The following is a 12,492-nucleotide window of genomic DNA, read 5'->3' on the forward strand; positions in this document are numbered from 1 at the left end:
AGGGGGAAAACCTGTGCCAGGAGTGGCACAGGTGGTGCATCAGGTGTCGCACACTGTGTCATGTGTCGCAGGCCTAGGAATCCGGCAGCAGGCCAGCACGTTTGATATAGCGGTGCAAGGTAGAGCGGCTGATCCCAAGCTGGCGCGCCGCAGCACTGACGTTGCCACCACAAGTCTGTAAGGCCTGCTGCCATGACAGCGCATGGGCGCTGCCCTGCAAGGACTCTCTGGAGGCGCTGGCTGGCCGCAGAACACGCAAGGTCTCTGGCAAGTCATGCACTTCAATGCAGGAGCCTTCCGCCAGAGCAAGGGCCAGCACCAGCGCGTTGTCCAATTCGCGCAGATTACCCGGCCAGTCGTAAGCCTGCAGGGCCTGCCACGCCTCCGGCGACAAGCCCGGCACATCACCTTCGGACCGGCGACGACGCAGTATCTGCTGCACCAGCCACTCCACATCGGTACGCTCGCGCAAAGCCGGTAAAGGCAAAACCGCCGCATTCAGGCGGTATAGCAAATCCGCCCGAAACCTGCCTTGTTCTACCAAGGCGCTCACATCATGATGGCTGGCTGAAATCACACGTATATCAACACGTTTGCCGGCGCGTGCCCCCAAGGGCATGACTTCTGATTCCGCCAAGACCCGCAGCAGACGACTTTGCAAAGCCAGCGGCATATCCCCGATCTCGTCCAGGAACAGCGTGCCCCCGTCGGCCTCTTCGATCAGACCGGTACGGCCGCGTGCCGCGCCACCCGTGTAGGTTCCCGCCAGATAGCCGAACAGCTCACTCTCAATCAGGCTCTCGGGCAAAGCGGCACAATTGACGGCCACAAAATTCCCCCGGCGGCCACTAGCAGCATGAATGGCACGGGCCAAATATTCTTTGCCCGATCCGGTCTCGCCTTGCAACAGCACCGGCATTTCACGTGTGGCCAGACGCGCCGCTTTGAGCAGCATCGACTGCATGGCCGCATCCGTACCCGCCAAGCCGCGAAGGGCGGGAGGCAATGCGGCATCCACCGCCGCCCCATCCATTCCCACAGACCGGCTGCTCAATACACGCCTAGGCTCGATAGCATGGGCAAACAGCACACTGCCGTCGCGCGCCATCACCACCCGTTCTTGTGTCGGGCGGTGGCGCATCAGCGTGGGTAGCTGATCTACGTCCAGATGCAGAAAGCGCATCAAGACCTGCCCCAGCAAACCCGCCGGCTGACGCCAATCCAGCCCCGCTGCACGCGCCAAGATTCGGGCGCCGGTATGTGTCATTCCTTTGATTCGCCCCGAGCCATCAATGGCGATGGCCGCCTCCGGATCAATGTCCAGAAACTCAGGCGATTGAGACAAGCACAGAATCCATTCCTGACGATGGCAGGCCATCAGGTTGGCCAGTTCGATACGACGAGTCGCCGCATTGGCCAGATGCAAGGCCAGACCTTGGCTGGCCTTGGCTTCAGGAGACTGAAGCAAAGACAAATCCAGCACTGCCGCCAATTCGCCGTCGTAATGATAGATGGGTGCCGCTGTACACGACAGGGGAGCATGCATGTGATCGAAATGATCGCCTTGATGAATGGTCAGGGCTTCACCTGTCTGCAAACAAGTACCCACAGCACAAGTGCCGGCCCGTTCTTCAGACCACTCAGAGCCCATGTATAGGCCTGCCTGTCGCAACGCATCGCGCTGGCCATCCGCACCCAGGAAATCGACGGTCACGCCCTTACTGTCGGACAGCAGCAGTACGTAGTTCAGCCCGGCCACCTGTTGATACAGACGGTCCAGCCCAGAGCGCGCAATATTGATCAGGGCTTCAGACTGCTGACGATGCTCGCGCAACTGGGAGTCAGGCACGATATAGGCCTCGCAGGCCTGAGCGGGGTCGAGCCGGTGATGCTCGATGCACCGCCGCCAGCTATGGATCACGGCCTGATCGCGCCGGGACTGGTTGCCCTGCCAGACAGCCGTGATCTCTTGAACATGTGCCACATGTGAAGACTGCATCCGACCTCATCCCTAAAACAGGCCACAGCCCGGGCGGGCGCGGCCTATCTTTTAGTGTGCCGCCATGATTAGTTGCCGTACATGGAGGTTTTCCTTGAGATGCGGTGCAACAACTCAACTGCTTTGCGGCATCTCTCCATTTGCCAAACGACGATTGATGTCAGCCAGCACCTCCGGCAGATCCACAATGGTGTCGATCAGATAATGCGGGCGCGAATCGCTGAACATGGCTCCAATACGTTCACGTTCGCTTTGCAGCTTGTCAGCAGGCAATTGCTTGAATTCTTCGTAGGTCAGCCCCAAGGCATTGCCCGAACACGTCAAGGCGACCGTCCACATACCGGCGCTGCGCCCTTCCACAATACCCGGCCAGGTGTCGTCCACTTTGACGCAGGCCGCCACATCCGACACACCCAGTGCAATCACATTGGCCAGCGACTGAGCGGGATAAGGACGGCCATTCGGCACTTCGTCCGTGGCAATCACGCATTCGGCCATATAGCCATTTTTAGCGGCCAGTTCGACAACCTTATCCATCACCACCTTGGGATAACCAGAACAAGAGCCTACTTTCACGCCCGTGCTCTTCAGGTTGGACACAACCTCCAGTGCACCGGGAATCAGGGCGGAGTGTTCGGCAATTTTTTCAATTTGCAAAGGCATGAAGCGTTCGTAAATTGCGGTGACGTCCTCATCACTGGGTGTACGGCCAAACTTGGCTTTGTAGCGCTCGGCAATTTCGGGCACATTGCACAAAGTGCGGATGTGATCCCACTTGCCCATGCCCATGGGGCCACGTGCTTCTTCCAGGGATACCTGAACACCGAACTCGGCAAAGGCCTCGACAAAAATCTGAGTAGGCGCAAAAGAGCCAAAATCAACGACAGTGCCTGCCCAGTCAAAAATAACGGCCTGTACTTGTTGGGGTTGCTGATACGTCATCTTCGTTCTCCAAACGCGGAATGCTAGTTACAAGAGCTAATGGGTGGATTCCAGATCCATGAACAAATCATTAATAAGTGGTCGGTCTTTTCGTAATTCCAGACAGCACAGGTAGTAGTCGATAAAAAAGGGATGCTGCTCAAAGGTGATCAGCCGGGTGCCGGGAATATCCACGTACTCCGGAGCCGATACAAAGCCGATTCCCATCCCTTTGCGAATCGCATGCACAATGGCCTCGCGACTGTTCAACTCCATCACGCAATTCATGCTGATCTGATGCTGCTTGCAGCCCTCCTCCATAATCTGACGGGTGCGTGAGCCCTTTTCTCTGAGCACCACTGGCTCGTCCTGAAGCTGGTCCACCGACACCCGGCTTTGCGCACACCAGGGGTGCTGCTCAGGGACCACGGCAACCACCGGATAACGCTGGTAGAGCCGTGTGTACAAGCTGGGATCTAATTTGGGATGGGCCAACAAGGCCACATCCACTTCAAAGTCATACAGCTTTTCCAGCACCTCGGATGCCGAGGAAAAATACGTCTTTAACTCAACATCCGGATTGTTCTGCCCCAGCTTGAAAACCAAATCCATCGCAATAGGCGGGGACACCGCCCCTACCCGCAACAGGCCGGATTTTCGATGCTTGAAGCTTTCCAGCAACTGCACCGCTTCTTCTTCAAGATCAAACAAAGGCTTGGTGATCTCGTAGAGCTGTTTCCCGGCCGCACTCAGGACCAGCTGGTTGCCAGAGCGATAAAACAGCTCGACATCGAAACGCTTTTCCAACGCCCGGACTTGTTCACTGACGGTGGGTTGCCCAATGCTGATATAACGCGCTGCCGAGGTGAAACCGCCGGTGTGCGCCACGGCATAAAAGGATCTCAGCCATTTGTGGTACTGGTGCATGGACTAGCCTTACTCTTGATTAACGACGTATGAATAGTGCCACCACTGCGCTGCACGAGCAGGCAATCAGCACAATCACGAAAATCAAAGAGGTATCACCGGTGGAGTCCAGCACACTGCCAATCATGGGCTCGGCCAGACCTGCAAACAGATACGAGGAAAAATTCATGACGCCGGTGGCTGTACCGGATCGCTTGGCCCCCACCAGGTCCGGACACAGGGCCCAGAAACTGGATGCTGGTCCGTAGACAAAGAACCCGCACAGGAACAGGGCCACCAAACCGATAGAGCTATGAACGGGCAATGTCCACATCCACAGACTGGTCAGCGCACCCAAGGCGGTATAGAGCATGATGGCCAGGTAGCGCTTGGAGCCAAACAGGCGGTCCGAAATCCAGCCATTACTCAAGGCGCCCACCGCCATGCCGATCGGCAAGGCAATCGTGATCCATTTAGGATCGATCATGCTGTCGCCCGTCTTCCAGTCCGAACCCAGAAAATGCACGGGTACCCACACAATCAAACCGTAGCGAGCCGCATTCTGAAACCCCAGGGACAGAGCAGCAATCAGCAGGCGCTTGTTTTTCAGTACCGCCTTATAACGCTCCCAAGATGACTCCTTATCGGCCTCTAGCGCCTTGGTTTTGTCATCGGCATTGGCTACTCCGGTATCGGCCAAGGGCTGAAAACCCATATCTTCCGGGCGCTCACGGGCCACCAGATAGAACACAATGCCACCGACCAGCATCAGCAAGACAGGCAGCCTGAAAATCCAGCGCCAGCCCAGTTCCATTACATCAATCACAATGATCGAGGTAACGTAAGACAGTACGGAAGCACAGCCTGCGGCAAACACATACCAGCCAAACGCACGGCCCCGTTCGGAGACGCCCCACCAGTTGGAGATCAAACGGCTACCCGGCGCGAAACCCAAAGCCTGGAAGTAGCCGTTCGCCCCCCAAGGGATGATCAGGCTGAAAAAACCCGTCGCAAAACTGGCGATCCAGTTGGCCCCGCAAGACAGAATGGCACCAGCCGACATGATGCGGCGGCCACCATATTTATCAGCCAGATTGCCGTTGATCGCCTGGCCAATGGCATAGGCCCATAACAAGGCGGCCGATACCCAGCCTAAGGCGGCACTGCTGAAACCGAATTCTTCTTTCAGTCCGGGAATGGCAAAGCCAAAGGTTTGGCGGCCCGTATAGAAAAACAGATAGCAAAACATGGCGGCCAATAGCATGCGCCATTGGGCTCGACGAAACGAGGGCATGCGTGCTGCAACGTCCCCCGGCAGACTTGATGCGTGAGTCATAATCAGCTCCTTTCATTCCCTTGCCGCTGGCGAGCCAGGCCGCAGGAATGCTCTATTCATGCTGTATGAGAAGGGGGGGAAATCTCCTCTCTCCCTTCCTGGGTTTGTCTCTCGTATTTTTTTCTTGCTCAGGCCGCGATGAAGTTCTTTCCGCGCGCACCCTGCATGGCGTAAGTGATCATGGCCTCTTGTTCTTCTGGTCCTACGCCATAGTCCAGAAACTCCGTCTTGACGCCCACGCTAAGTAAAAATGCGCGTAAATTGGCCTGAGCCTGCTGACGGTCAGCCCCGAACAAGGTTTCAAACACGTGATCCCGTGACGGGTCACAGCCCCAGGCCAGGCCCAACACATAGGGCAAGGTAAAGGAGCAAGCGATGCCATGAGGCAGGCCGTGACGCAGCGTCATCTCATACGAGATGGAGTGAGCCAGGGCAGTCTTGGTATTGGAAAAAGCCATGCCGGCTTTCAGTGCTGCCAGCGCCATTTTGGAGCGCAGCTGGATATTACCCAGATCTTTTTGCAGCAAGGGCAAATACGTCAGGATGTCTTGAATGGCGGAGATCGCAAACGTGTCGGAGATCGGATTGGAATTCACATTCCAGATGGATTCCAAGGCATGCGACAAAGCATCCAAACCGGTGGATACCGTCACCTTTTCCGGCACGGTCAACATCAGCTCCGGATCAATAATGGCGACGGCAGGCCAGGTTTGCTCCAGATGCAAAGAGTATTTCTTCTGTGCCTGCTGATCCCAGATCGTGGCCCACGGCGTAACCTCACTTCCCGTTCCCGCCGTGGTGGGTACCGCAATCAAGGTTTTGGCCTGGACGGGCGTAAAGGGCTTGCCTGTAGACAGCAGCTCCAGCAACTCCTGAAACGTCCCCGTTTGAGTGCCGACAATTAGCGCCTTGGCCGTATCAATTGCACTGCCGCCGCCCACTGCCAGGACCATATCCGTCTGCCCGGCCTGCTGCCAGAAAGCCTCGTACACATCCTTCAGATAGCTGACATCCGGATTGGGCTGCACATCCTCCACGATGTGGATCAAGCGATCCCCCAGCAGGCCTTGGATACGTTCAATCAGACCCAGTGATCGGGCCTCGGGAAACGTGACCAGGGTGACTTTTTTATTGGCCGCCAGTGTAGAGATTTCGTTCAGACTTCCAGCCCCAAAGCAGGTCCGAACCGGATTGGAAAAATACGCCGTCATGGTTTGCCTCCTTATTGTTACCAGTCATCGTAGGGGGGCATACCGGGGGGTACAAATCGATTAATCGGCCCAGGCCATCGATAGAACCAATAGGCTTTTTGTGCGGCAACACAAATATGGCTGGGGCTCATCACGCGTACAGGGCGTACTCCTCTCTATGAACGACGGCCCCGTATACGACGCGACGACCAGCATTAAAACAGTAGCTGATCAGGCGTTCGCCAAATCAGTCAGGTGCTGGGCAAAGCCTCCTTCAGCGCCGGCTGCGTTCACGTGATCGAAGTACTCGTACCAGCCGCTGGCTTTAATACCTGCGAGCAAGGCGGCACATGCTTGCTGATCCGGAAAGCGCCAAACACCCATAAAGCGGTGTTCGCTGGCTTGGTCAATATCGTGCTCGGTGGGCGCTAGTGCCAGCACCTCAATGCCAAGATTGGATAAACCACCCATGGCCGCCTGAAGGCCACCCAGAAATTGCTGGCGCTGCTCGATAGGCAGTGCATTCCATTTTTCATTGGGGGTGTAAAGCTCGATCAGATAGTGAGACATAGAGGCTGTGTTCCTTTGGCGAAGAGCGCGCAACAAGCGCTAAAAAATTGGATAGGTGGCTTTGAGAATAGAGTCTGTCAAAGGGACAAACGCCTAGGCTGACTTCTGGTCGAGATTGCCCGCGTCCTTGGACGGCAAGCGAACAGCCCACTTGGGCTCAGCCGCCTGAGCCTGTAACAGCATTCGGAAACGGCAGGAAACCGCACCTGCTCAAGCATCACTCTGTGCTTTGCTGCTGTAGACAATCTCGGGATCTTGCTCAAGTTTCCCTACCAGAATCATCATTTGATTAGATATCTAATCTTATAGTCCGAAATTAAATTGCGCAAGCACTCTTCATGCAAGGGATATCCGGGCCACTCCTACGTTTAATAAAAAAGCCCGAGTTCAGCATGACGCCGAACCCGGGCTTTTGGCTACCGTCTTGTCAATCGGTAAACCATGCTTTCAAGCGAATAAAACTCGCTTAGAACTGAATGCGGACCATGCGCTCTTTAGTTCCCGCTTCCTTGCTATTGCCATCATTCTTGACGGACACATACAGGGCTTTTTCTGCAGGAATGTATTCCAGGCTATTAGGGTGCGGAGCCAACTCAATTGTTTGCAGCGGCTGGTAGTTCACCGTGTCAAAAATACTGACCGAACCCTTGCCTTCTTTTTCACGAACCCCACCGCGATTCGCGACAAACAGGCGCTGCGAGGCCGCATCAAAACGCACCCCGATAGGCACTTCGCCGGTAGGCATCGTTGCCAGTGTTTTGCCATTGGACGCATCCAGAACGAAGACCTGATGGCCCTTGCTGCGGCGAGCGTATTCACGTTCCAGATGCAGATTACGGGCGTCGTCACGATCAATACCCTGGTCCACCGCAAAGAGGCGATTCTGTGCCGGATCGTAAGTCAGATTCAAGAGCTGATCGGCTTCGATTTCCCAGACCTGATCAATCTTTAAGGTCTGGCTGTTCACCACCATGATCTGGCCTTGCATATTGGACACAAACAAGCGGTTATTGGCTTCGTCCAGCGTGATACCAACGACGTTGTAGCCAAAGCCTGGCATCACTTTTTCCAGCTCCAGTGTCTCCGTGTTCACCACGAACAAGACGCTATCAAAGCCCAGGCCCAAACCGGGCGCAAACACTCGGTGGTTTTTCTTGTCCACAACAAGCTCACGGGTTTTGTACTGGTAGTCCTCGGTGATTTTGAAGCGCTCCATCATCTTCAGCAAACCGTCTTTGCGCGCTTGTCCAAAATCAGCAGCGTTAATGGTGTCTTGAAAATTGATTTTATCCTGCACAGGAATGCGCTTGATGACGACATTGGTCGTGGTATCCACAACCGCGATGCTGCCGTTAAAGCCTTGGGTCAGATAGAGACGGTTGGCGCCATCATCCAGGGCGACCCCAAAGCTTTTGGCCTCCATCGGGATTTCCTGCTTGATGCGCAATGTCTTGGGGTCCAGGACCAACGTGCGGGACAAGGTTTCGTCTTTCCAGTCCGGGGACGATACATACAAGCTGGCTTGTTTGGGGCTGTAGACGATTTCCAGCACTTCGGCTGCAGTGGGTTTATCCATGATCTGTGCTTGAGTAACGGCCTGGTAGCCAGCAGGGACAGGGGTCTTGGCGTGTACGTAGCCCGTGGACAATGCCATGGCAACGGCAAGGTACAGACCACGAACCAGATGGCGAGTAGTAAACGGCTTCATAGTGTTAGGCTCAAAAAAGTAGGAAAGGAATTACCACTGGTAATCAATCGTCAGATGCACATTGCGCGGTGCGCCATAGCGTGCCCGGAAGATCACGAAGTTGTCGTAGTAACGCTTGTCGAACAGATTGTTCACGCTAAGCTTGGCGTTCCAATGGCTATTCACGCGATAGTTCGCATGCAGACCGACCAAGGCATAGCTGCTATGGGTGGCTTCCAATGGCTTGCCGTTGCTGGCGTTGTAGGGACGGCCTGCCGTCCACAGATCACGCTTGCCGAACCAGTTCACCGTGGCTCCAGCGCTCAGGCCGTGTAGCGCACCCGAGAATTGGTACATGGTGCCCAGACGGAAGGTCTGACGCGGGATGTAGGTATGAATGCGCTCGCCCTGGCCGTCTTTAGTGCTGGCGTAGCTATAGGACGCAAATACATTCCAGTTATTGTTGATCGCACCATTCAGCTCCACTTCAAAGCCCTTGGTTTTGTTGCCATCTCCGGAAGATACATAGGGGCGGCTGCCATCGGGCAATAAGAAGTCATCCGGTACTGACGGGTCCAGCACGGCCAGGTTGTTTTGTCGTGTCTCGAAGGCCGCCAAAGAGAACTGCAAGGCTTCGTCCATCAGGCTACCTTTCAGCCCGATTTCACGGTTAACACCGGTAATGGGGTCCAGGAAGTTTTCGTTGATGTCTTTGTAGCTTTGCGGCTGGAACAGACGTGTGTAGCTGGCGTAGGCCGTCAAATTCGGATTGAAGTCGTACGTCACCCCGAAGTAAGGCGTAACTTCATTGCGGTTGCGCAACTCGTTCGACACCCCCGTGAACTGGCCGGTTTTGCCGTAGTTGTCCCGGTAGGTCTTGTAGTCGGACAAACGCATGCCCATGATCACATTGAGCGGGTCAATAACGTTCAAACGTGTGCCAGCAAACAGGCCATATTCACGTGTGTTCACCCGGTTCCATTCACCTGTGCGGCTGACGCTAGGCTCTGGCATATAGCCATCCCAATCGTAAATATTGGGAATGAACCACGTACTTTCATTACTGATTTTCATGGTGTGCGTGGTGTCACGCTTGCGTGTGCCATTAAAACCAAACATCAGCTGATGTTCGCGGCCAAACAGTTCAAAGGGTCCGTTAGCCGACAGCTCCAGGTTGTCCTGATGCCGATAACCATTGGCCGCCAAATTGGCGCGTATGCCAATACCAGAACCGTCGGGACGGACAATGGGATTGACGCCCTGCCCCCAGCCGGTAATCAAAGCATCCCCATCATCGCGCTGGTGGCTGTAGCTAAGCTTGGCATTCCAGCTGTTCTCAAACTCATGCTCAACTGAGAAAAACGCGTTTTGATGGCGTTTGTCCCAGTAAGTCCAGTCCGGCACCAGCGACATGGAACGCGTCACATCGATACGCTCCCCCTCAGTGTTAAACAAGGGCACACCCATATTGGCTTCGCCGCGTAATTTGGCTTCCTGATAGTCGTAGCCCGCGGTCAGAAGAGTGCGGTCTGTCAGGTCAAATTCCAGCATGCCGGAGAGCAGATCGTTCTTGTTGCTCTGGCGATCCATGAAAGAGTCGGCCTCTTTGTGCGAACCAATGATGCGCATACGCAAACGGCCATCCTGCGTCAGCGGGCCGGTCACATCGGCCGTAATGCGCTTGTCCTGCCAGGAACCGTATTGCGCACTCAGCTTGCCGCCAAATTCGGCTTGAGGACGTTTACGAATCAGGTTGATCAAGGCCGACGGTTCACCCGTAGGCGACAAGAGCCCGGTGGCGCCACGCACGACCTCCACGCGATCGTATAAATCCATATCCAAAGAAATAGGATTGAACGCACCACGTCCGGCAGCACGGTAACTGCTTTGCACGCCATCTACCTGCACATTGCTGATATCAAAGCCGCGTGCCTGAAACTGAAAACCACCGCCCACCGCAGCCGTATTGGCGGTGACGCCAGTGGTGAAGTTCATCACATCATCAAAGCTGGTAAGACCGAAGTCATCCATTTGCTGGCGTGTCATCACACTGACCGATTGCGGCGTGTGTTGGGTATCCATGTTCAAACGAGTGGCCGTGCTGCTGGTGCCGCTTAAGGTGTACAGGCCAGTGTCTTCAGTGGGCCGGTTCAAGGTGCCCTGCACGCGTACCGGCTCCAGCTGCGTGGTTTCACTGACTGGCCACAGATTGACGGTGTCGGCAGAGCGCGAATAGCGAATGCCCGTGCCTGCCAGCAAAACATCCAGCGCTTGCGAGACGCTGTAATTGCCGCTTAGGCCCGCGCTTTGCTTGCCTTCAGCCACACTGCCCGCACCCACCAGATACACGCCGCTCTCTTGAGAGAAGCGCATCAGCACGCGGCTCAAGGGGCCGGCGGGAATGTCATAGCGCTGAGTCTTGTCGGCAGCCGGGCTGTTTTGTGTGGCCGCCTGGGTGGGCTGGGAGCTCAACACCAAGGCACTGCCCGCCATCAGCAGGTACAAAGCCATAGCCAGAGGGCGCATTGGAGCGCAAGGCAATCCCGGACCCTTGGACAGGGAAAGTGGATCGGGGCGACGACGCATAAGTAGACATCCTTCAAAGACACGGGTCAGTCAACAATAAAAACGATGAACCTGAACGATGTTCTTGCGTTGATGTTCAGTACTTAGCGGCCGCTAAGGCTCGCCTCCTGCTTCATTGGCGTCACGCCAATCAGGTCCTCTTACTGTCTTAAACAAGCGAGTCTCCAAAACCCGGAACCTGCTTTTGCACTTTTTTGTATGTTTTTGCTAAAAAGACCGACAAACCATTGAAACCAATGGGATTTTTATTTTTATAATTTTTCCTGAAAAGCTGTGATCAGGCGCCCTGTCCCATCAATTCACGGCTTCCACATTAGTCCACCAAGGCAGTGGCTGCCCGATGCGAATAGGCAAGGCTGAAGCCAGCATTTTCAGCACATGATCGGTGTCATGAAGAGGGAAGCTGCCATAGACTTTGAGCTCGGCCACGGACTCATCCACCCCCAGATAGCCTTTCCGATAACGGCTCAACTCCTGGATCACGCTGCGCAAAGAAATGTTGTCTGCCACCAGCACTCCTTGAGTCCAGGCCTCTCGTGCCTGGTCCGCATCCATGCTTTGTTTAATGTGCTGCGCATTGAAATGCACCTGCTTGCCCGCTTGGACAGTGGCGGTATTCTGACCCGTGGACGTAGACACTTGCACAGCGCCCTCATACACCGCCAACTGGGTGCAGTCCGGGTCCATACGCACATTAAATTGAGTCCCTAAAGCACGCATCGTCCCTTGAGGGGTCTGGACGGTAAAGGGGCGCGCCGTGTCTTGTGCCGTCTGGATAAAGATCTCGCCAGAAATCAGAACGATATGACGAGCCTGAGCAGTAAATTGCACATCAATGGCGGTCGCTGTATTGAGCCAAAGCTTGGAGCCGTCATCCAGCACAAGATGACCTTGTTCACCGGTTTGAGTGGAATGGTCTGCCGCCAGAGCCATCACACTGGACGGCAGCCAGGACTGACGCCAGGAAAACCAGCTTAATAAGCCAGTGCCTGCCAGTACGGCAACGCTGGCCAAAGCCCGCCGGCGCATGTGCAAGCGCTCATTGGCTGTATTCAGTTTATCCACCACACGGCGGGAATCCGGTGCTGCTCGCACGGGTTCAAAACTGCTGCTGACCTCCTCCACATAACGCCAGGCAGTACTGTGCATTTCGTCCTGCCTTAACCAATGTTGCCAGGCAGAACGCTGCGCCGCACTGGCTTTGCCATCGCGCAGGCAGGCATACCACTCAGCCGCTTGCATCAATACCGCATGAGGAGGAGGTGAAGAAGAAAAATGGGAACCGTGCTTCATGAGG

The 12,492-nt window shown here is 55.3% G+C and carries 9 protein-coding genes; all 9 read right to left on the bottom strand.

The features are described 5' to 3' along the window. Positions 1-73 precede the first annotated feature (73 nt). Positions 74-1,999: a sigma-54-dependent Fis family transcriptional regulator gene (locus AC1RSM_RS16050; RefSeq protein ID WP_492933556.1), complete on the bottom strand. Its 1,926-nt coding sequence runs from the start codon at positions 1,997-1,999 to the stop codon at positions 74-76. 114 nt (positions 2,000-2,113) lie between these two features. After that, positions 2,114-2,941, bottom strand: coding sequence for a phosphonoacetaldehyde hydrolase (phnX, locus tag AC1RSM_RS16055; RefSeq protein WP_492933558.1), 828 nt, complete (start codon positions 2,939-2,941; stop codon positions 2,114-2,116). 36 nt (positions 2,942-2,977) lie between these two features. Further along, positions 2,978-3,847 (bottom strand): LysR substrate-binding domain-containing protein, encoded by an 870-nt coding sequence (locus AC1RSM_RS16060; protein ID WP_492933559.1) that lies wholly within the window; start codon positions 3,845-3,847, stop codon positions 2,978-2,980. 19 nt (positions 3,848-3,866) lie between these two features. After that, positions 3,867-5,162 carry an MFS transporter gene (locus AC1RSM_RS16065; protein ID WP_492933560.1) on the bottom strand — a complete coding sequence of 432 codons (1,296 nt, stop codon included), beginning with the start codon at positions 5,160-5,162 and terminating at the stop codon, positions 3,867-3,869. Positions 5,163-5,290: 128 nt separating this feature from the next. Continuing rightward, positions 5,291-6,373, bottom strand: coding sequence for an iron-containing alcohol dehydrogenase PsrA (psrA, locus tag AC1RSM_RS16070; protein WP_492933561.1), 1,083 nt, complete (start codon positions 6,371-6,373; stop codon positions 5,291-5,293). Positions 6,374-6,583: 210 nt separating this feature from the next. Continuing rightward, positions 6,584-6,922: a DUF6616 family protein gene (locus AC1RSM_RS16075; RefSeq protein ID WP_492933562.1), complete on the bottom strand. Its 339-nt coding sequence runs from the start codon at positions 6,920-6,922 to the stop codon at positions 6,584-6,586. 466 nt (positions 6,923-7,388) lie between these two features. Next, on the bottom strand, positions 7,389-8,630 hold the full coding sequence (locus tag AC1RSM_RS16080; RefSeq protein ID WP_492933563.1) for a YncE family protein: 1,242 nt from the start codon (positions 8,628-8,630) through the stop codon (positions 7,389-7,391). Positions 8,631-8,660: 30 nt separating this feature from the next. Continuing rightward, on the bottom strand, positions 8,661-11,195 hold the full coding sequence (locus AC1RSM_RS16085) for a TonB-dependent siderophore receptor (RefSeq protein WP_492933565.1): 2,535 nt from the start codon (positions 11,193-11,195) through the stop codon (positions 8,661-8,663). A gap of 294 nt (positions 11,196-11,489) precedes the next feature. Continuing rightward, positions 11,490-12,488, bottom strand: coding sequence for a FecR domain-containing protein (locus AC1RSM_RS16090; protein ID WP_492933566.1), 999 nt, complete (start codon positions 12,486-12,488; stop codon positions 11,490-11,492). Between the last annotated feature and the right edge of the window lie 4 nt (positions 12,489-12,492).

Source organism: Alcaligenes sp. GW821-FHT11D07 (assembly GCF_058808495.1).

Bases quoted from the DNA above. Each gene is read 5' to 3' on its own strand.
- AC1RSM_RS16050 (WP_492933556.1), bottom strand. From the start codon at position 1,999: ATGCAGTCTTCACATGTGGCACATGTTCAAGAGATCACGGCTGTCTGG.
- phnX (WP_492933558.1), bottom strand. From the start codon at position 2,941: ATGACGTATCAGCAACCCCAACAAGTACAGGCCGTTATTTTTGACTGG.
- AC1RSM_RS16060 (WP_492933559.1), bottom strand. From the start codon at position 3,847: ATGCACCAGTACCACAAATGGCTGAGATCCTTTTATGCCGTGGCGCAC.
- AC1RSM_RS16065 (WP_492933560.1), bottom strand. From the start codon at position 5,162: ATGACTCACGCATCAAGTCTGCCGGGGGACGTTGCAGCACGCATGCCC.
- psrA (WP_492933561.1), bottom strand. From the start codon at position 6,373: ATGACGGCGTATTTTTCCAATCCGGTTCGGACCTGCTTTGGGGCTGGA.
- AC1RSM_RS16075 (WP_492933562.1), bottom strand. From the start codon at position 6,922: ATGTCTCACTATCTGATCGAGCTTTACACCCCCAATGAAAAATGGAAT.
- AC1RSM_RS16080 (WP_492933563.1), bottom strand. From the start codon at position 8,630: ATGAAGCCGTTTACTACTCGCCATCTGGTTCGTGGTCTGTACCTTGCC.
- AC1RSM_RS16085 (WP_492933565.1), bottom strand. From the start codon at position 11,195: ATGCGTCGTCGCCCCGATCCACTTTCCCTGTCCAAGGGTCCGGGATTG.
- AC1RSM_RS16090 (WP_492933566.1), bottom strand. From the start codon at position 12,488: ATGAAGCACGGTTCCCATTTTTCTTCTTCACCTCCTCCTCATGCGGTA.